Source organism: Mesorhizobium sp. M0478 (assembly GCF_040321305.1).
In the GTDB taxonomy this organism is placed as follows: Bacteria; Pseudomonadota; Alphaproteobacteria; order Rhizobiales; family Rhizobiaceae; genus Mesorhizobium.
This window is the reverse complement of record NZ_JAMYRH010000009.1, coordinates 124,869-143,690: the sequence shown is the minus strand read 5'-3', so window position 1 is coordinate 143,690 and position 18,822 is coordinate 124,869. Positions and strand designations below refer to the sequence as shown.

16 protein-coding genes and 1 pseudogene are annotated in these 18,822 nt (G+C 63.5%); 7 read left to right on the top strand and 10 right to left on the bottom strand.

The window, feature by feature from the left end; all coding sequences use genetic code 11:
- Nucleotides 1–36 precede the first annotated feature (36 nt).
- From rsmD to NKI64_RS21530, 4 genes are all read left to right on the top strand, one after another.
- Nucleotides 37–591 carry a 16S rRNA (guanine(966)-N(2))-methyltransferase RsmD gene (gene rsmD, locus NKI64_RS21545; protein WP_023671544.1) on the top strand — a complete coding sequence of 185 codons (555 nt, stop codon included), beginning with the start codon at nucleotides 37–39 and terminating at the stop codon, nucleotides 589–591.
- A 96-nt stretch (nucleotides 592–687) separates the two neighbouring features.
- Nucleotides 688–2,043, top strand: coding sequence for a M16 family metallopeptidase (locus tag NKI64_RS21540; RefSeq protein WP_352669883.1), 1,356 nt, complete (start codon nucleotides 688–690; stop codon nucleotides 2,041–2,043).
- A gap of 188 nt (nucleotides 2,044–2,231) precedes the next feature.
- Complete coding sequence (locus NKI64_RS21535; protein WP_352669880.1) at nucleotides 2,232–3,608, top strand: M16 family metallopeptidase; 1,377 nt, start codon at nucleotides 2,232–2,234, stop codon at nucleotides 3,606–3,608.
- Nucleotides 3,605–4,465 (top strand): patatin-like phospholipase family protein, encoded by an 861-nt coding sequence (locus tag NKI64_RS21530; protein WP_352669877.1) that lies wholly within the window; start codon nucleotides 3,605–3,607, stop codon nucleotides 4,463–4,465. The genes NKI64_RS21535 and NKI64_RS21530 overlap by 4 nt, the downstream gene beginning before the upstream one ends.
- Before the next feature lie 168 nt (nucleotides 4,466–4,633).
- Here NKI64_RS21530 and NKI64_RS21525 read toward each other — a convergent pair whose 3' ends face one another.
- From NKI64_RS21525 to NKI64_RS21480, 10 genes and pseudogenes are all read right to left on the bottom strand, one after another.
- Entirely contained in the window at nucleotides 4,634–5,170 is a 537-nt protein-coding gene (locus NKI64_RS21525; RefSeq protein ID WP_352669874.1) for a dihydrofolate reductase family protein, read from the bottom strand.
- Nucleotides 5,171–5,282: 112 nt separating this feature from the next.
- A complete protein-coding gene (locus tag NKI64_RS21520; protein WP_352669871.1) occupies nucleotides 5,283–5,951 on the bottom strand; it encodes a 4'-phosphopantetheinyl transferase family protein in 669 nt (222 codons plus the stop codon).
- The gene (locus tag NKI64_RS21515; protein ID WP_352669868.1) at nucleotides 5,948–6,406 is read right to left on the bottom strand and encodes a GNAT family N-acetyltransferase; all 459 of its coding nucleotides are present in this window, start codon (nucleotides 6,404–6,406) and stop codon (nucleotides 5,948–5,950) included. The genes NKI64_RS21520 and NKI64_RS21515 overlap by 4 nt, the downstream gene beginning before the upstream one ends.
- Nucleotides 6,406–10,494 carry a Pls/PosA family non-ribosomal peptide synthetase gene (locus NKI64_RS21510; protein ID WP_352669865.1) on the bottom strand — a complete coding sequence of 1,363 codons (4,089 nt, stop codon included), beginning with the start codon at nucleotides 10,492–10,494 and terminating at the stop codon, nucleotides 6,406–6,408. The genes NKI64_RS21515 and NKI64_RS21510 overlap by 1 nt, the downstream gene beginning before the upstream one ends.
- A 300-nt stretch (nucleotides 10,495–10,794) precedes the next feature.
- The gene (locus tag NKI64_RS21505) at nucleotides 10,795–11,967 is read right to left on the bottom strand and encodes an arabinose transporter (protein WP_352669862.1); all 1,173 of its coding nucleotides are present in this window, start codon (nucleotides 11,965–11,967) and stop codon (nucleotides 10,795–10,797) included.
- Nucleotides 11,968–12,005: 38 nt separating this feature from the next.
- Nucleotides 12,006–12,437 carry a lipocalin-like domain-containing protein gene (locus tag NKI64_RS21500; RefSeq protein ID WP_352669859.1) on the bottom strand — a complete coding sequence of 144 codons (432 nt, stop codon included), beginning with the start codon at nucleotides 12,435–12,437 and terminating at the stop codon, nucleotides 12,006–12,008.
- A gap of 56 nt (nucleotides 12,438–12,493) precedes the next feature.
- Entirely contained in the window at nucleotides 12,494–13,510 is a 1,017-nt protein-coding gene (locus tag NKI64_RS21495) for a zinc-dependent alcohol dehydrogenase family protein (protein ID WP_352626812.1), read from the bottom strand.
- 25 nt (nucleotides 13,511–13,535) lie between these two features.
- Nucleotides 13,536–13,931, bottom strand: a complete 396-nt coding sequence (locus NKI64_RS21490) for a (R)-mandelonitrile lyase (RefSeq protein ID WP_023682960.1) — start codon at nucleotides 13,929–13,931, stop codon at nucleotides 13,536–13,538.
- A gap of 19 nt (nucleotides 13,932–13,950) precedes the next feature.
- Nucleotides 13,951–14,421: a cyclophilin-like fold protein gene (locus NKI64_RS21485; protein WP_023682959.1), complete on the bottom strand. Its 471-nt coding sequence runs from the start codon at nucleotides 14,419–14,421 to the stop codon at nucleotides 13,951–13,953.
- A pseudogene (locus tag NKI64_RS21480) lies at nucleotides 14,418–15,607 on the bottom strand (MFS transporter). The gene NKI64_RS21485 and the pseudogene NKI64_RS21480 overlap by 4 nt, the downstream one beginning before the upstream one ends.
- Nucleotides 15,608–15,770: 163 nt before the next feature.
- Between NKI64_RS21480 and NKI64_RS21475 the strand changes: the two are divergent.
- Genes NKI64_RS21475 through NKI64_RS21465 form a run of 3 tightly spaced genes read left to right on the top strand, consistent with a single transcriptional unit; the run spans nucleotide 15,771 to nucleotide 18,738 of the window.
- Nucleotides 15,771–16,649, top strand: a complete 879-nt coding sequence (locus NKI64_RS21475; protein ID WP_502901390.1) for a LysR family transcriptional regulator — start codon at nucleotides 15,771–15,773, stop codon at nucleotides 16,647–16,649.
- Nucleotides 16,650–16,669: 20 nt separating this feature from the next.
- Nucleotides 16,670–17,278, top strand: a complete 609-nt coding sequence (locus NKI64_RS21470) for a hypothetical protein (RefSeq protein ID WP_352519224.1) — start codon at nucleotides 16,670–16,672, stop codon at nucleotides 17,276–17,278.
- Complete coding sequence (locus tag NKI64_RS21465) at nucleotides 17,266–18,738, top strand: caspase family protein (RefSeq protein WP_352519202.1); 1,473 nt, start codon at nucleotides 17,266–17,268, stop codon at nucleotides 18,736–18,738. The genes NKI64_RS21470 and NKI64_RS21465 overlap by 13 nt, the downstream gene beginning before the upstream one ends.
- Nucleotides 18,739–18,822: the final 84 nt, after the last annotated feature.

Sequence of the window (18,822 nt, the reverse complement as noted above, 5' to 3'; positions counted from 1 at the left end):
AAATGAGATCCGGCCTTAAATGAGACCCGGGCATAAATGAGAATCGTCGGCGGCCAATTTCGCGGGCGTCCGCTGGCGACGCCGCGCGACCATGCCATCCGCCCGACGACCGACCGCGCCCGCGAGGCCGTCTTCAACGTGCTGGCGCACCGCTTTGCCGACAAGCTCGACGGCGCGCGTGTGCTCGACCTTTTCGCCGGCACCGGCGCTCTCGGCCTCGAAGCGCTGTCGCGCGGCGCTTCCTATGGCGTCTTTATCGAAGAATCGGCCGAAGGACGCGGCCTGATCCGCACCAATGTCGAAGCTTTTGGCCTTACCGGCCGCACCAAGATCTTCCGCCGCGACGCGACCGCCCTGGGTGAGGCCGGTACGCTTGCGGCATTCGGCCTGGTCTTCGCCGATCCGCCCTATGGCAAGGGCCTTGGCGAGCGCGCCCTGCGCTCGGCCAGGGATGGCGGCTGGTTGCTGCCCGGCGCGCTCTGCGTGGTCGAGGAAGCCGCCTCGGCGCCCTTCGAGATTGGGCCGGAATTCTCGGTGGTTGATGAACGAAACTACGGCGAGACGGTGGTCCGGTTCATCGAGCTTGCGTAAGGGTGGAGCGACCGGCGCCTTCAAAATGACGCACAATTCACTTTGCCTCCGCGGCTAACCTTGCCTATCGTCGCGCGATAACAACCGGAGCCATCAATGACATTTCATACTGAATGGCTGCGGAGAGCCTTGCTCGCCACCGAGCTGACTATGGCCGGCCCGGCCCTGGCCGCGGATGATGGCAAGGTGGCCAACTTCCTGCTCGACAATGGAATGGAGGTGGTGGTCGTTCCCGATCATCGCGCCCCCATCGTCACCCATATGGTGTGGTACAAGATCGGCAGCGCCGACGAGCCGCCAGGCAAGTCCGGCATAGCGCACTTCTTCGAACACCTGATGTTCAAGGCCACGACCAACCACGCCGCGGGCGAGTTCGACCGCGCCATATCGGCCATCGGCGGCTCCAACAACGCCTTCACCTCATATGACTACACTGCCTTCCACGAGACGGTGGCGCCCTCGGCACTTGGTGAGATGATGAGCTTCGAGGCCGATCGCATGCGCAACCTCATCTTGACCGACGAGGTCATCAAGACCGAGCGCGACGTGATCCTGGAAGAGCGCCGCGCGCGCATCGACAGCAATCCGCAGGCGGTGCTCGACGAAGAGGTCGACGCGACGCTCTGGCAGAACCAGCCCTACCGCATTCCGGTGATCGGCTGGATGCAGGAGATGGAGCAGTTGAACCGCACCGATGCGGTTGCCTTCTATGACAAATACTACCGCCCCAACAATGCGGTGCTGATCGTGGCCGGCGATGTCGAGCCGGAGGTCGTGAAGGCGCTGGCCGAAAAAACCTATGGCAAGGTCGCGCGCGGTCCCGACCTGCCCCCGCGCATCCGCCCGGTCGAGCCGGAGCAGAACACCAAGCGCACGGTGACGCTCACCGATGGGCGCGTTTCGGTGCCGAGCTTTTCGACGCAATGGGTGGTTCCGTCCTACCACACGGCAAAACCCGGCGAGGCCGAGGCGCTCGACTTGCTGGGAGAGATCCTTGGCGGCGGCAGCCGCAGCAGGCTCTACCAGCAACTCGTGGTCAAGCAAGGCATCGCATCGGCGACCGGCGCCTTCTTCCAGGGTACGATGCTCGACGCCACCAATTTCACCGTCTATGGCGCGCCGCGCGGCGACGCCAAGCTGAGCGACGTCGAGGCGGCCGTCGAGGCCGAGATCGCCCGCATCGTCAAGGACGGCGTCACCGCGGACGAGCTGGAGAAGGCCAAGGCCCGCTATATCAGGGCCATGATCTTCGCCCGCGACAAGCAGGACGAGATGGCCAATCTCTACGGCGCCGAGCTCGCCACCGGCGGCAACGTCAGGGATATCGAGGAATGGCCGGACCGCATTCGCAAGGTCACCGCCGATGAGATCAAGGCGGTCGCCGCACGCTATCTGCTGCTCGATCGTACGACGACCGGCTATCTCTTGCCGCAGCAACAGGCTGGGAATTGATGATGACAAGATTGAGCGTTGGCGCTGCCCCTCACCTGCCTGCCGGCATCCTCTCTCCGTATAGTGACGGGGAGAGGGGCGCTGTCATCGCCGATTTCGCCAACCATCAGCGTCGTAAGAAGAGCGCCAGCGTCGCGGCGAGACCCCTTCTCCCCGTCACTATACGGGGAGAAGTGCCCGGCAGCGCGATGAGGGGCGGAGCTGACCTTGGCGATCAATGGCCTTATGCGATTACTCATAGGCGCATCGCGGTTCTCCACGCCCTCGCCACACTGTTCCTCGGCATCTTCTTCCTCATCCTGCCGGCGCTTGCCGCGCACGCGATGGACATCCAACCGGTGACCTCGTCAAAGGGCGTCAATGCCTGGCTGGTCGAGGACCACTCCATTCCGATCATCGCCATCCGCTTCGTCTTCGATGGCGGCTCGACGCAGGATCCGGCGGGGCGGGAAGGGTTGGTCAATCTGATGACCGGCCTGTTCGACGAGGGCGCCGGCGACCTCGACAGCGAGGCCTTCCAGATCAAGCTTGACGATGCCGGCGCAGAGATGGGCTTCGAAGCGGCGCGCGACGGCACCTATGGCGCGATGCGGATGCTGGCCGAGCAGAAGGATGCGGCCTTCGACCTGCTCAGGCTGGCGGTCACCAGCCCGCGCTTCGACCAGGCGCCGATCGACCGCATCCGCGCCCAGATCCTGTCCGGCATCATCGCCAATGAGCGTGACCCCAACACCGTCGCGCAAACCAAATGGCTGCGCGCCATCTATGGCGAACATCCGTATTCCAGGCCCGACCAGGGCACCAAGGACAGCATCGCCACCATCACGGCGGCGGATCTGGCTGCCTTCCACAAGGCCAATTTCGCCCGCAGCGGCCTGCATGTTGCGGTGGTCGGCGACATAGATGCCGCGACGCTGAAACGGAAGCTCGATGAGGTCTTCGGCGATCTGCCGGAAAAGCAGGTGCTGCAACCGGTTGCCGATACCGAGCTGAAGCTCGGCCAGCAGCTCGAGGTCGACTACGACCTGCCGCAGACCTCGCTGCAGTTTGCCTACCCCGGTGTGAAGCGCGATGCGCCGGATTTCTTCCCTGCGGTGCTGATGAACCAGATTCTCGGCGGCGGCACGTTCACCTCGCGCCTCTATGACGAGGTGCGGGAAAAGCGCGGCCTGGCCTATTCCGTCGATTCCAACCTGGTCGATCACCAGCATTCCAACGCGCTGATCATCACCACGGCGACGCGTTCCGACCGCGCCGCCGAGACGCTCGCCATCGTCAAGGACGTGGTCAAGAAGATGGCGCAGGAGGGGCCGACCGAGGCCGAGCTGGACGCGACCAAGAAATACATGGTCGGCTCCTATGCGATCAGCAATCTGGATTCTTCCAGCGCCATTGCCGCGACCCTGGTGGAATTGCAGCTCGACAATCTCGGCATCGACTACGTGCAGCGCCGCGCGGCGCTCATCAACGGTGTGACGCTCGATCAGGTCAAGGCAGCGGCGAAGAAGCTGCTGACGCCGGCGCCCGCGATCATGAGCATCGGGCCGAAGCTGGAGGCCAAATGACAGGTCCGACTTTCGGTATCGCCTTTGGCGGCGGCGGCGCGCGCGGCCTCGCCCATATCCACATCGTCGAGGCGCTGGACGAGCTCGGCATCAAGCCGGTGGCCATCGCCGGCTCCTCGATCGGCGCCATCATGGGCGCCGGCATGGCCTCGGGCATGAGCGGCAAGGACATCGAGGACTACGCCCGCTCGATCCTCGGCCGCCGCGCCGAGGTGGCGGCGCGCATGTGGCGCTCGCGTCCCGGCACCATCGCCGAGGCGATGCAGGGCGGCATCCGCGTCAGCCAGTTCAACATAGAGCGCATCTTGAAGGCGTTCCTGCCGGAAGCCATCCCGGAAACCTTCGCCGAGCTGATGATCCCGCTCAAGGTGACGGCGACGGACTATTTCGGTCACAAGCTGGCCGTCTTCGACGAGGGCGACCTGCATTCGGCGCTCGCCGCCTCGGCTGCCATTCCCGCCGTGTTCCGCCCGGTGACGCGCGACGACCGCGTGCTGATCGACGGCGGCATCTACAATCCGGTGCCGTTCGACCTCATCGAAGACGCCGCCGACATCATCATCGCGATCGACGTCGTCGGCGCGCCGAGCGAGGCCGAGCGCAAGCACCCGACCACGGTCGACCTGATGTATGGCGCGACGCAATTGATGATGCAGTCGATCATCGCCCACAAGCTGAACCAGCGCCCACCAGACATATTGATCCGCCCGCCAGTGTCGAAATACCGCGTGCTCGATTTCATGAAGATCGACACGCTGATGGCCGAGACGCAGGAGGTCAAGGACGAACTGAAGCGCGAGGTGGAAAGAGTGGTCGAGGCGCGTGCCAAGGGCAAGCGGGGGAAGAAAGTAGGGTGAGCTGCCGATCTCCCCCCTCGAGGGGGAGATGGCCGGCAGGCCAGAGGGGGTCGTCTCGCGTGAAGCTAGACCTCCTACTGTCGATAGGAGGTTGCGTCAGGACGGACCGACCGCCTCTGTCGCCTTCGGCGACATCTCCCCTCAAGGGGAGATTACCCCACCAGCGTCTCACACCCTCCCAGCCGCATATTCCAGCGCCACCACGCCATTGCTGAACTGTACGGTCGAGATCGGCTCCAACGCCACCGGCATATCGGGCGGGAACAGCTTCTTGCCCTCCCCGACGGAGCCAGGGTAGCTCAGCAGCCTGACGCGATCGACCAGACCATGGCGCAGCAATTCCCGCGCGACGCTCAGGCTGCCATGCACATAGATGTTGCCGCCGCTGCCTTGCTTCAGCGCCCGAACCGCTTCCGGCAACACACCCTTCAGCAACTCGGCCGGTTTCCAGTCGAGTGCCTTCGGGCTTGTCGACGCGACATATTTCGGCAGCGCATTGAACCGGTCGGCGAAGTCTCCGGTTTCCTTGGGCCAAGAGCCGGCAAAAATCCCGTAGGTCGTGCGCCCCAGAAGCATGGCCCCGCTGTCGGCAAGCTCGTCCTCCTTGAACCTTTGCATCTCATCGTTCCAGGTCACGCTGGGCAGCTTCTCGACCTCGGCGATGCCATCGATGCTGATGAACTCGGTGATAATAAGGTTTCTCATGGCGCTCTCCTTCTTCTGTCAAAGGACGAACCGTGTGAGCCTTTTGCGACCGCTCTGCGAAAAAAAGCGCTTTATTGAGCAGGCGTTGCTGTCGGGCGCTGGCCCATCGCGCTTAAAGGGGGGCGCTTCGGACACCATCGACAAACGCCAGAACGACCACACACGGAGCAACGCAGTAAACCAGTCTCGCTCTGCGGCCCGTCTTCGTCACAGCGTCGCTTGCGTCGAGATCGACGGTGATGTCCTCATAGCCCAGCACTTCGCCATCAAGCGGGTAGGCGGCCTTGTAGACAGCTTCCTTGGCGGCAAAAAGGATGCGACCGGCAAGATACGGGTCGGTTGCGTCGATCCGGTCAGCGGGGACTGCAACCAGCGCGAAGATGTCGTCGGGCAGGGGCAAAGCGGGCTCGATATCGATGCCGAGCGAGGCGACGTGGGAGAGCGGCGCGACGGCCGCCACGGCTATCTCGTCGTCGTGAGCCAGCGACCCCGTTACTCCATGAGGCCATACCGGTGCGCCGGAGGAGCCGCGGAGGATAGCGACGTCGTTCAAGCCCATATCCGCCAGCAGCTCGTGCGCGATCCACCGCGCCGCGCCACTCGCCCGCCGGATCAGCGGCAGGCGTGACGGGATGGAGCGTGCTTCCTGCGGCAGCAAATGGTTCTCATCGCCTTCGCGGATCGTGCGGCATCCGATCCGAACGCCGGCCGGCGTCATGGCGGCCATCGCCGCCAGCAGATGCGCCGACAGGCTGGCGCCGGCATCGAGCGACCGTGTCATGGCTGGCCGCCCGGCAGAGCGAGTTCGGCGATCATTTCCCCGTCCTCGTCCAGTCCCTCTTCGACGAAACCGGCAGCGCGATAGAGGCGGCGTGCCGCTTCATTCCCAGGTTCGTAGCAGATCGAAACGTGGCTGATGTGGCCGAGCCCCATGATTTCATCCAGCACTTCGCGCAAAGCGGCCTTGCCGAAGCCTTGGCCCTGATGAACGCGATCGATCATGAAGCGGTAGATCCGCGCCTCGTCGTCGTCCTGCGGCGCCTCATACATCAGGAAACCGACGACGCGATCCCCTGCCATGACGACGCGCGGCCGTGCGTCCCCGTCGGTTTCGGCTTCGTCCAGCGACTCCGCATTGCTGGCGACAAAATCCATCTGATCCGCGGCCAGTTCCAGAGCCGCGACCAGGGCCCGGTTGGCCGCAGTCACCGAAACGAGGCGGATGTCTGCGCTCATCAAGCCGTTGCCTTGACGCTATCCTCCGGCACCGGCGTGACGAAGCGATGCAGCTTGGCCGGGTTGCCCCGCCAGATCGAGTTGGGCTCCAGCTCTTCGCCCTTCATCACGAAGGAGTCCGCGTCGACCATCGAGCCTTTGCCCATCACCACGCCGTAGTGGACAAAGGCGGAAGGTCCGAGCGTGCAACCATCGCCGATGCGGATGAAATCGGACTTGAACGCGCCTTCTTCCAGCGAATGGGCCTGGATCACGCAGCCCTCGTTGAGCGTGACGTCGTCGCCGATCTCGACCAGCGAACGCTCGGTCAAATTGCTGCCGCCGTCATAGACCCGCCTGCCGACCTTGACGCCGAGCAGGCGCAGGATCATCGGCCGGAACGGCGTGCCGGCGAACAGGCGCACGATGGGCGAATCCGCCAGCTTCCAGTGGCGTTCGTGGCGCCAGAAGGCGACGTCGTAGATCGTCGTCATCTGCGGCTTCAGCCGGCCAAAGCCAAGGCTTGCCCGCTCGACCAGAATGTAGAACGGAATGGTGATCGCCGAGGTCAAAAGCACAGCGGCGAACAGGGCGACCTCCGCCCATTCCGTATAGTAGTTCAGCGCCCGGTCCCAGATCGCCAGCGTGACGAACAGCATGACCCATTGCGTTGCCAGGAACAGAAGAATGGTCACCAGGTTGTGGCGGTTCTTGTGCGGGATGCGCCGGCGCCGGTCGGCCTCGTCGACGCCGGCGATAAGCTCCTTGTCGCGGTTCACCATGCGCGGGATTTCAAAGGCGGGCGAACCGAGAAGGCCGACATTCTGGCGCACCGGCCCGTCGATGGGGATCATCACCTTGGTGCCGAGCAGCACGTTGTCGCCGGTGCGGCCGTCCGGCGGATAGTAGATGTTGTTGCCGAGATAGTTGCGTTCGCCGATGCGCGTCGGCTCGAGCCTGAAGGCCGAGGCGGATTTGTGCATGTTGATCATGAACAGCCCGTCCGAGACCATGGTCTCGGTGCCGATCTCGCACAGAAGCGGGTTTTCGTGCTGCTGGTTGGAGCCGAAATTGGAGCCGGTCTGCACCACTCTGTTGAGGTTCCAGCCGATGGCGCGCATGTAGTGCACGATTGCCGAGCTGTCGCCGGCCAGGAGCCCGAGCACGCGGGAATTGCTGGCGAATTCGGCGACGGTCTGCAGCCAGTAGCGGAAACCGTAAAGCGTGTAGGTGCGGCCCGGCTTCAAGATCAGGCTCGTCAGGCGCGGCACCAGCGTCGCTGCCAGGAAAGCCGCCGCGATATAGCCGAAAAGCGTGACCGTGGTGCCGATTGCGACAAGGCCGATCGTCTCCTGATAGTCGTCGCCGACATATTCCCAGTAGCTGTGGAACAGGAGCGGCAGCGGGGTGACGAGGCCAAACAGGCCGACCAGCTGCAGCGCTTCATAGAGGAAGCGCCGGACTTGGTAAGGATTGACATTGCGCACCTTGCAATAGTCCGCCGTGGTCGGCACTGCCGGCGATCCATGCCAGTGCTCGCCGTCCGGAATGCTTTGCCCGCGATGCAGCGAGGACGAATGGCCGAGCTGGGCACGGTCGCCGATGCTGGTGTCGATGTCGAGCGTGGAGCCGACGCCGACGAAGGCATCGCGGCCGATGGTAAGCGGTCCGGTATGGATGTAGCCGGCCTCGGCCCTGAAGCCGAGGATCATCGATTCCTTGCGCAGGATGGTGTTGGCGCCGATGGAAATAAGATCCGTGCAGACGGGCACGGACTTCGATTCGATGACGGCGTTTTTCCCGAGCTTGGTGCCGAGCAGCTGCAGATAGAGGCTGTAGAGCGGGCTGCCGCGGAACAGCACGACGGGCGCGGTGCGGATCAATGTCTTGACCACCCAGAAGCGGAAGTAGCGCACGCCCCAGATCGGAAACGCCTCGGCCTTCCAGCGGCCGATGAGCAGCCATTTCGCCAGGACGGCAAAGCCCGACATGCCGAAGAACACGGCGGCCGAGAGCGCCACGCACCGGATATAGAGCTGCAGCGGATCGTCGAGCGCGTCATACATCCAGTTGAGGCCGTCATTGATCGCCCAGAGCGCCACGTAGCTGTAGAGGCCGTAGAACGAAAGCTGCGCCGCGCCGCAGGTCCAGTAGGCGAAATTCGAGGCCCGGCGGGTGAGGACCGGCTCGTTGGTTGCCGTCGTCATCTCCTCCGCTACCCCCAGATGCAGCGCCAGGCGCGCCACTGTGGGATAGAGATAGATGTCGCGCATCGACGTCGTCGCCCATTCCTTCCTGGTGCGCACGCGCGCGCAGAAATGCGCCATCAGCAAGGAGTTGGCGCCGAGATCGTCGAAGAAGTGATCCTCGACCGACACCGCGTCGAATTTCAGCACCGTGGCCAGCGCTTCCGCCAGGAAACGCTCGTCCTCATTGGCGGGCGGCACCATCGTGCGATCGGCCGAAAGCCGGATGCTCGTCGGCTTCGGCAGCTGGCGCAGGTCTACCTTGTTGGAGACGGTCATCGGGATGGCAGGCAGTTCCTCCAGATAGGCGGGCACCATGTAGTCGGGCAGCCGCCGCTTCATCGTCTGGGCGAGATCCGCACGGGAAACCGCCGCTACGCCGGTTTTAAGCGCGTAATAGGCAACGAGTTCGACGCGGCCGGGCTCGATCTCCCAGGTGGTCACGGCGGCCTGGGCGATCTCGGGCTGGTCGAGCAGCACCGCCTCGATCTCGCCGAGTTCGATGCGATATCCGCGAATCTTCACCTGCGTGTCGATGCGCCCGGCATACTCGATCTCGCCGCTATCGTTGATCCGGCCAAGATCGCCGGTGCGGTAGATGCGCTGCGACGGGTTGTTCGGCAGGCCGACGAAATCGGCGATGAATTTCTGGTCGGTCAGGTCCGGCCGGTTCAGATAACCGACGGCGAGCCCGATGCCGGCAATGCCGATCTCGCCCAGTTCACCGGGCTCGGCAAGTTGCGGCAGCGAAGCGTCGAGAATGACGATCGAGTAAGTCGGCAACGGCGCGCCGATTGTGACGGGACGGTCCGGCGTCAGCGCCCCCATCGTTGCGGTGACGGTCGCCTCGGTCGGCCCGTAGGTGTTGAGGATCTGCCGGCCCGGCTTCGACCAGCGCACCACCAGATTGTGCGGGCAGGCCTCGCCGCCCACCAAAAGCGTGCGCAGGCTGGGAACGTCCGATGTCATCGATGACAACAATGTCGGGCTGCAGGCCATGCAGGTGATGTCATGGAGGCGCAGGAAATCCGCCAGTTCCTCGCCCACCAGCGGCATCTGGCCAGGTGCCGGCACCACCGTCGCGCCGGCGACGAACGGCACCCAGATCTCTTCGGAGGAAAAGTCGAAGGCAATGGTCATGCCCTGATACGCCCGGTCGCCCGGCCGGTAGCCGTAGGAGGCGGCCGCGACGTGTATGAAATTGACGAAGCTCTGGTGCGTGATGACCACGCCCTTGGGCTTGCCAGTGGTGCCCGAGGTATAGAGGATGTAGCAAATGTCGTCGGCCGCCTGCGGCTTCAGCGGCGCGGGCGACTGCGCGGAAATCTCGGCGGCGGCGCTGTCGATCAGCACATGCGGAACGGGCAGTTGACCGGCGCGCGACGCATAGGCGGCGATGGTGACGATCATGCTGACGGCGGCGTCTTCGATGATCAGCGCCATCCGCTCCTGCGGAAACGCGGTGGCCAGCGGCACGAAGGCAGCCCCCGCCTTCATCACCGCCAGCAACGCGACATAGGTTTCCGCCGATCGGTCGAGAATGAGCCCGACCCGGTGGCCCGGCCGCACGCCGTGCTTGATCAGCATGCGGGCGAACTGGTTGGCGCGGCTGTTCAGCTCCTGATAGGTCCACACGCGCCCTTCGGAGATCACCGCCGGCAGTGCGGCAAACGTTACGGCGAGCTGCTCGAACACCGTATCGAGCCGCTCACCCGGCTGCCGGGCAAAGTCGGCGCCCGTCAGGACCTGGCCGTTCCTTGTCGGGCCGCGAGCGATCCGTGCCAGCGCATCGATGCCTGGCAGGCCGCCGATCGGTGTTGCCGCGTCGCTGTCCAGTTCGGCGATATCGTAGTCCATGTCCATACTTTCTCGTCCTCGCCGGGCATTGCCCGGCTGTTCATGCCGCCGCTGGAGGAGGCACTGCGCCGCCGCTGCGATTTTGTTGGTGGAGGGCTTCCAAAAAGGAAGAACCCGGAATCCGGGAAGCTTATGCCACCCGATCTTTTCGCCGGTTTTTCCGAACTGTTGAATTTTGTTTCTGGAGTGTGTCTGGGCGGGGATTTGCCGGGGCCTCGTTGACCCTTGCGGGGAGGGGTTCAGCCTCCGTGGCGACCCGGAAAGAGACTATGAGCGAACCTCATGCAGACGGCGCCGGCGAGCTGTCTATAATGGAGCGCTACGGCGACCCAGCAGCAGAGCGATGCCCAACGCCGGAAGCGTTGCCGCCGCGACGGCGAAGAAGACGAATTGCAGCCCCGTCGACGCGGCGACCAGGCCGAGCGCCGGACTGCCGAAGCCGAGCGCCACGTCGAGGAAGACGGTGTAGAGTCCCATGGCCAGGCCGCGGCTGCGCGACGGAAGATGGCCTACGGCCTCGGCGCCGAGGCCGGGATAGACCAGCGAGTAGCCGAGGCCAGTCAGGCCCGCTCCGATCGCGGCGACAACAGGCCCGGTCGCAAGCCAGATCAGCATCAGCCCTGCCGCCTCGACCACAACGAAGATCACAGCGACGCGTGCGCCCCCGAGCCTGTCGGGCAGGTGGCCGAAGCACAGCCTTGCCACGATCAGCGACGCGGCATAGGCCGTGAACGGAAGCCATACCGGCTGCCAGCCCCGCTCGGCGAAGAGCAGGGCGCCGAAGCCCAGAATAGCACCATAGCCGAGGCTGCTGAAAGCAGCTCCGACGCCAGGAAGCCAGACCGCTTTCGCCACGCTCCTCCATGACTGCGGCACGCTGCCCGCGGCGGCGCCGGTGCCGCGCATCGGCAGGATGGCAAGCAGCGTCGCCAGCGGCAGGAGGATCGTCGCGAGCGCGATCGCGGTGAAACCGCTCGCTGCATAAAGCGCAGATCCGGCCGGCGCTCCCAGCGCGAGCGCCGCAAACATCGCCGTGCCCACCCAGGCTATGACTTTTCCTGAGTTCTGTCCGCCCGCAACGGAGAGGCCCCAGGCGACGCCGCCGGTGATGATGAAGCTCTCGGACGCGCCCAGTACCGCCCGTCCGGCGAACAGCGCCGATGCGGACGCTACCGGCCGGTCGAGCAATGCCAGCGAGCCGAGGTAAAATAGCCCGGCAAGGGCAGCGGCAACGAGGCCGACGATGACGGCGCGCTTGCCGCCGCGTCCATCGGCATAGTTTCCAGCCCCGATGCGCGACAGCATCGAGGCGACGAACTGGCTGCCCGTCACCAGCCCGACTGCGAAGGGGCCGAAGCCGAGCTGCTGGTGAAGATGCAGCGGCAGGACGGGTAGCGCCAGTCCGATCAGCAGGAAGCCGGCGAAGACAGCCGCCATGATTGGCACCAGTTCCGCGATGACGCCATTTCGGTCTGACATCCGCGCCATTTTGGCCATCGGTAACCCAACTGTTCGGATCAGTAGCGTTCGTAGGTTACGCGCCAGCCTTCGGCCGGGTTGTCCGGCGTGAGGACCAGTTTGTTGTCCGAGACCTCGAATTTGCGTTTCATGCTCTTCCCGACAAGGTTGCGGACCAGGGAGGACTCGATTGTGATGACGAAGGTCTTGTCCTGGTCGTTGATGGCGACCGGCCCGTAATAGGCTTCGTAGCCATTCGCCGTGTAAGGCGTGTCCGGCGCCTTGGGGTCGGGGTTCTGCGCCTGCACCGAGAGGGTGCCGGCCTCGGTGAAGATGACCTGGCCGGAATAGGGCACGGGCTTGAGGTTTCCCTCGCCGGCCTCGAGCGAAATCATGCGCCATGCGCCGATGATCGCGGACTCTTGCGAGAGAGCCGGCGTGGCGACCGAAAGCGCAAGCGCAAGGGCGGCAATCTTCAATCTCATCGTCATATGTCGTTGTTCCTTTTCTGAGTTGTGGGTACGCACAGGCGGTCCTCGATCTTTGCTCACACCGAAAGCATGACCTTGATGGCGCGACGCTCGTCCATGGCGCGGTAGCCTTCAGCGACCTCGGCCAGCGGCAGCTTGAGGTCGAAGACCTTGCCGGGCTTGATCCGACCTTGCAGCACACGGTCCATCAGGTCGGGCAGGAAGCGGCGCACCGGCGCCGGGCCGCCCAGCATGCGTTTTTGGCCGAAGAATAGTTTTTGGCCGTCGAAGTTCACGCCGTGCGGCACGCCGACATAGCCGATGGTGCCGCCGGGGCGGGAGCAGGCCAGCGCCTGGTCGAAGGATTCTCCCGTGCCGACGCATTCCAGCACGGAGTCCGCGCCGACGCCCTTGGTGAGTTCCTTGATGAGGGCCACGCCTTCCTCGCCGCGCTCGGCGACGATGTCGGTGGCGCCGAAGTCGCGGGCGAGCTTTTGGCGGCTGGCGTGCCGGCTCATGGCGATGATGCGCTCGGCGCCCATTTCCTTGGCCGCAAGCACGCCCATCAGGCCGACCGCACCATCGCCGACCACGACCACCGTCGATCCTTCGCGGACCTCGGCTGCGTCGGCCGCATACCAGCCGGTGCCGAGCACATCGGACACCGCCAGCAGGTCAGGGATGAGGTCGGCCGGCGGCACCTCGGCGGTGGCGACCAGTGTGCCATCGGCCAAGGGTACGCGAGCGTAAGGCGCCTGCGCGCCCGACATGAACTCGCGCTGCACGCAAGACGACTGGAAGCCGAAGCGGCAATGCGGGCAGGTATTGTCCGAGAGGCAGAATGACCCGACGACGAACTGGCCGGGGCGGACCGTGCGCACCTCTGCGCCGACCTCGACGACGATGCCGCAATATTCGTGGCCCATATGCATCGGCCCGGCGACCGGCTGCAGCCCGCGATAGGGCCACAGGTCCGAGCCGCAGATGCAGCTTGCCGACAGCTTGATGATGGCGTCCGTCGGCCGCATGATTTTCGGATCGGCGATTTCCTCGCAGCGTATGTCGCCCGGTTTGTGAAGAACGGTTGCAAGCATGTTGGTTCCTTCCGAGGGGAGAAGATCAGCCGCCGTAGTCGGCGTCGCTGACATGTTCCAGCCAGTCCACGACCTTGCCGTCCTTGACCTCCTGGAGGGCGATGTGGGTCATGGCGGTCCGAGGCGACGCGCCGTGCCAGTGCTTTTCGCCGGGAGCGAACCAGACGACATCGCCCGGATGGATTTCCTCGACCGGGCCACCTTCGCGCTGCACGCGACCGAGGCCGGAGACGACGATCAGCGTCTGGCCGAGCGGATGCGTGTGCCAGGCGGTGCGGGCGCCGGGCTCGAAGGTCACCTGTGCGCCTTGAACCCGCTCGGCGTCGAAGGGATTGAAGAGCGGATCGATCCGCACCGTTCCGGTGAACCAGTCAGGCGGTCCCTTGCCGGAAGGCCTGGTGCCGGCGCGAAGAATGTCCATGGTGATCTCCTTTGCGTCCTCAAATGCGTTCGATGCGAAGCGGGAATTTGCCGCGAATGTGCAGGGCCTGCTCGCCCTCGTCGAAGCGGCCAAGCCTGATCAGCCCCGGATGGCGGTAGTCGGCGTAGAACATGGCCAGGTTGCCCCACGGCATGAAATAGCACAGGTCATAGGGCTGCTCGTCGGCGAACGGACCGCTTCCCTCCTCGGTCAGCTTGCGCGGCAGATAGGCGATCTTCTCGTTATGGGCGTAGTCCTCGATTTCGAGGTCGAGCGGCAGCATGGAGAAGAAGTCGTGCGCCGACGGATTGTCGTAGAGCGTGGCGGTCATGGTGCGGCCGTTGAAAACCATCCTGATCTTGATGTCGGTGGGCTCCTGGCTGACGGGAGATTGGCCTTCCTGGCCGGCGGCTGTGCGAGGCAGGGCCGCCGCCGCGAGCGCGGCGCCGAGCAATGTCCGGCGGCTGAGCGGCGCATGTTCGTTCGTCACGGCAAAGACCTCCGGGCCATATGCGCTGCGGCAAGGGCGGCGACCGCCGATCCGCAGAGCAGCACCGCGCCCAGAGTGAACGGTCCCCACCAGCCCACCGTATCGAACAGCGTGCCGCCGATCGCGGCGCCGCCGGTGATGGCGAACTGGATGACGGCTACCTGCAACCCGCCGCCGGCCTCCGCGTCGTTCGGCAATGTTCGGCTGAGCCACGTGCCCCAACCGACCGGCGCGGCCATGCCGAAGAAGCCCCAGGCAACGAGCAGCAGCGCTGTGGGACCCGGGAGTGCACCGAGGGCGATGAGCGCGGCGGCCAGCGCAGCCATGACCAGCGGGATGACGGTGAGGATGCTGAACAGACGCGTGCGCAAAAGCCGGCCGACGCACCATGTGCCGAGCACCCCGGCCAGCCCCATCGCCAGCAGGACCGCCGAGAGGGCGGCGATGTCGAGCCGGGTGACGTTCTCGAGGAAGGGCCGCAGATAGGTGAAGAGCGCGAACTGGCCCATGAACAGCATCATGATCGACGCCATGCCGGTGGCGACGGGAAGACGGCCGAGCAGCGCCAGCGGATTGCCGGCACGCTTCCTGCGGCGCGGCGGCAGCGGCGGCAGGCTTGTCCACTGCCAGGCCAGCGCCAGGAGACCAAACGGCACGACGAGGAAGAAAGCGCCGCGCCAGCCGACATAGGCGCCAAAAAACTGCCCAGCGGCGCGGCGATGGTGGCCGCAATGGCATTGCCGGCGTTCAGCATGGCGAGACCCTTCGGAACCATGTCTTGCGGCACGAGGCGCATGACGATCGCGGTCGACATCGACCAGAACCCGCCGATCGCGATACCGAGCAGCGCCCGGCCGACCATGAGCAACGCGTAGTTCGGCGCGAAGGTGACAGCCAGACCGGACACGATGAGGAGGAGGGTAAAGCCGGTCACGACCAGTCGGCGGTCGATGTGGCGCGTGAGGCCGGCGACCAGCAGGCTGGTCACGACGGCGAAAGCGCCCGAAATCGAGATCGCCTGTCCCGCCCGGCCCTCGGTGATGCCGAGATCGGCCGCTAGCGGCGACAGCAGGCTGACCGGCATGAATTCCGACGCGATGAGCACGAAAACACACAGCGCCATCGACAACACCGCGCCCCATGCGGCGCGGTTTTCAACAAGCCTTGTGTCGTACGTGGTTTCCATGATTGGCATCCTGGCAAAGCGACCGGACGGATCAGCCGCCAATCCCCATCGCTGCCAGAAGATATTGCAGGGGAACCCATTTAAGTAGACTAAGCAATCCGCATGGACTTATCTGCTCATGATATGAATGTCCGATGGGAGGTGCCCTGTGCAACGCGATGGCATGAAGGATCTGCTCTGGTTCGTGGCGGTCGCCCGGGAGCGCAGCTTCACCAGGGCGGCGGCCAAGCTCGGAACCTCGCAGTCGACCCTGAGTTCGACAATCAAGGAGCTTGAAGCTCGTCTTGGCGTCCGCCTGCTGACGCGTACGACACGGAGCGTCTCTCCGACCGAGGCCGGCGAGCGACTTTTCCAATCGCTCGTTCCGCGCTTCGAGGAAATCGAATCCGACCTCGCAAGCCTGGTGGCGTTTCGCGACAAGCCCTCCGGAACGGTCCGTATCACCCTGTCCGACCATGCGCTCCAGACGACCGTCTGGCCGAAGCTGCAGCCCTTGCTCAGCGACAATCCCGACGTGCGCGTCGAGCTCTACAGCGACAACGGCATGAAGAACATTGTGGAGGAGCGCTTCGACGCAGGCGTGCGGCTTGGTGAGAGCATCGACAGGGATATGATCGCAGTGCGCATCGGACCCGATTGGAGGCTCGTGGCCGTGGCTTCGCCGGACTACTTTTCCCGCCATCCGGTTCCGACCGCGCCCCAGGACCTGGTCGACCATGACTGCATCAATATGCGGCAGGCGACGTTCGGCGGATTATATGCCTGGGAATTCGCCAGGGATGGCCGCGACCTTCGTGTGCGGGTGGAAGGCCAACTCACCTTCAATTCGTCCATTCCCATGATCGAGGCTGCGACAAGCGGTTTTGGGATCGCCTATGTTCCGGAAAACCTCGTCAGCCACCACATCGCCAAGGGACGCCTCAGGCTCGTGCTTGACGACTGGTGTCCGCCATTTGCCGGCTATCACCTCTACTATCCGAGCAGGCGACAGCTTTCCCCTGCGATGGCGGTGATCATTGAGGCGCTCCGCCATCGCATCTGACCGAAGGGACTGTTTGGATCATGAAGCTGAGCTTGGTAGATGGCAGGTTCTACCTGAGCATCGCCCGGCTGTTGATGCCGCCGCTGGAGCAGGCGCTGCGCCGCCGCTGCGATTTTGTTGGTGGAGGGCTTCCAAAAAGGAAGAACCGGAATCCCGACCGGGAAGCTTATGCCACCCGATCTTTTCGCCGGTTTTTCCGAACTGTTGAATTTTGTTTCTGGAGTGTGTCTGGGGGGATGCTGGCCGGCCGCTTGTTGGCCCTTGCGGGGGAGGGCTCATGCGGACGGCACTGGCGATGCTGTCCTCTGGCGGTAGCGCCGACTTTCGCGCTGATAGCGCTGCTGACCTGTGTTTTCAAGGGCGATGTGCTCTGCATGAACGGGCAGGGCGCTTGGCCACTCAGCGGCATGGTGCCGATGTATTTGCTGATGAGCGCCTTTCATTTGGCGCCTTGGCGGAGGCTTCGCCGACAAGGCGCCGCCTGGCACCCTTGCAACCAACCCGAAAGCATTCGGGTGGTCTTGCAAACAGACTTTAGCTTTCAGGTGCATAGCACTATAAGGCACACGCTTTGTGCTGGTCCCCGCCGGGGATCGGAAAAATCAGGGGCGCGCCTATGCCAAGACTGAATGCACTCGTTGTAGGAAACGCCAAATACGATGACGGCAATAACCTGAAGAACCCAACCAACGATGCCGATGATATTGCTGAAGTGCTCGCCAATGGCGGGTTCAGTGTCACCAAGTTACTAAATGCCACCTACAAAGAAATGAAGAAAGCGATCAAGGCGTTCGAAAAGGTTTCGGATAACGGCGGAGCGGTGTCCGTCTTCTTCTTTGCGGGCCATGGTGTAGAGGTCGATGGGGTTAACTACCTAATCGCAAAGGATACCGAAGCCGACGACAAGACGGATATCGAAAGCGGAGCTCTCTCGCTGAACGAGGTGCTGAGTCGTATGGAGCCCAAAGGCGGTGCCACTCGGACTAGCATTGTCATCCTTGACGCATGTCGGGAGAATCCTTTCGAGCGAAAATGGCGTAGCTCCTCGCGGGGATTGGCTCCGGTCTATGCGCCGCGCGGAACCTTGGTCGCGTTCGCAACTTCGCCAGGTCAGCTATCCGGCGACGGCGTCGGTCGGAATGGTCGCTACACCGGTGCCTTGCTTAAGCACATCGAGGAACCGGATTTGCCCGTCGAAGCCATGTTCAAACGTGTGCGCAATACGTTGGGAGCCGCCACCAAACAGAAGCAAATCTCGTGGGAGCACACCTCTTTGGCTGGCGAGTTCTATTTCAACCTTAGCGCCGCAGCTAGCATCGAAAACTATAGCGCCAGCGCTATTAAGGACAGCACGTTTGTGCTCGATGAAAGCAAGCGCTCGCATAGGGTCGTTCGCGCTCTTAAGAGCCAAAACTGGTACACACAGAATCCTGCCCTTGAGGCCGTCAAAGTGGACCAGCTTGATGGTGCTAGCGCTGATAGCCTGTTCGTCCTCGGTCGCAACATTTTGCAAGCTGCCAGCGGATCAGCGAATGCGGCAGTAGATTGGGTTCGAAACTTCCGAGACCGTACGAGAGGAATGAAGGCAGCAAAGCGCAAGGCCTTGCTCGATGGTATCTTGTTTGAAATTTTTTTCGATTCCGATGGCGAACTCCGCAGGCGGCCCAAGGCGAACTATTTCAGCGAGGCGTTCGAATTGGAGCAATTTCCGGAGTTTAAAGACAGCTTCGACTTTATCGCCGGCGCTCTTTCATCCCACGCGCGTGACTACTTCGCTCTACCAGGGAAGAGCCAGAAGGTCACCGTCGATGTTCATGTTGATAGCCAGGCGCAGGTGACCGGAGTTTTTGTCGGTGGCAGGAACTATCTTCTAAGAGAAGACGATGTATTCGATGTCGATGATGATGATGATGACAACCTAGTTTATCGGAGGTGCGATCGCGAACGCTTTGAGGACGATCTCGTCGGGCAGATGCTTGTGCCTAAGCGCTTGCTAAAGATCGTCTACAACAAGCCGATTAAGGGCCTGGACACGCTTAAGTTCCCGTACGGGTTTGACGTTCACCGGCCGGGCACTGCCCGCTCGTGATTGTTAGAGGCGGCAATGTCGACGAGGTTTGATTGCCATGCGCGCCGTCCTGAAAAAAGTCTCTTCTTTAGAATTCAGTGCCCG

Excerpts from the sequence above, each read along its gene's own strand:
- NKI64_RS21490 (WP_023682960.1), bottom strand. The coding sequence starts at position 13,931 with ATGGACATTCTTCGCGCCGGCACCAGGCCTTCCGGCAAGGGACCGCCT.
- NKI64_RS21470 (WP_352519224.1), top strand. The coding sequence starts at position 16,670 with ATGAAGCTGAGCTTGGTAGATGGCAGGTTCTACCTGAGCATCGCCCGG.
- NKI64_RS21540 (WP_352669883.1), top strand. The coding sequence starts at position 688 with ATGACATTTCATACTGAATGGCTGCGGAGAGCCTTGCTCGCCACCGAG.
- NKI64_RS21530 (WP_352669877.1), top strand. The coding sequence starts at position 3,605 with ATGACAGGTCCGACTTTCGGTATCGCCTTTGGCGGCGGCGGCGCGCGC.
- NKI64_RS21510 (WP_352669865.1), bottom strand. The coding sequence starts at position 10,494 with ATGGACATGGACTACGATATCGCCGAACTGGACAGCGACGCGGCAACA.
- NKI64_RS21500 (WP_352669859.1), bottom strand. The coding sequence starts at position 12,437 with ATGACGATGAGATTGAAGATTGCCGCCCTTGCGCTTGCGCTTTCGGTC.
- NKI64_RS21515 (WP_352669868.1), bottom strand. The coding sequence starts at position 6,406 with ATGAGCGCAGACATCCGCCTCGTTTCGGTGACTGCGGCCAACCGGGCC.
- NKI64_RS21535 (WP_352669880.1), top strand. The coding sequence starts at position 2,232 with ATGAGGGGCGGAGCTGACCTTGGCGATCAATGGCCTTATGCGATTACT.
- rsmD (WP_023671544.1), top strand. The coding sequence starts at position 37 with ATGAGAATCGTCGGCGGCCAATTTCGCGGGCGTCCGCTGGCGACGCCG.
- NKI64_RS21465 (WP_352519202.1), top strand. The coding sequence starts at position 17,266 with ATGCCAAGACTGAATGCACTCGTTGTAGGAAACGCCAAATACGATGAC.
- NKI64_RS21475 (WP_502901390.1), top strand. The coding sequence starts at position 15,771 with ATGAAGGATCTGCTCTGGTTCGTGGCGGTCGCCCGGGAGCGCAGCTTC.
- NKI64_RS21520 (WP_352669871.1), bottom strand. The coding sequence starts at position 5,951 with ATGACACGGTCGCTCGATGCCGGCGCCAGCCTGTCGGCGCATCTGCTG.
- NKI64_RS21495 (WP_352626812.1), bottom strand. The coding sequence starts at position 13,510 with ATGCTTGCAACCGTTCTTCACAAACCGGGCGACATACGCTGCGAGGAA.
- NKI64_RS21505 (WP_352669862.1), bottom strand. The coding sequence starts at position 11,967 with ATGTCAGACCGAAATGGCGTCATCGCGGAACTGGTGCCAATCATGGCG.
- NKI64_RS21525 (WP_352669874.1), bottom strand. The coding sequence starts at position 5,170 with ATGAGAAACCTTATTATCACCGAGTTCATCAGCATCGATGGCATCGCC.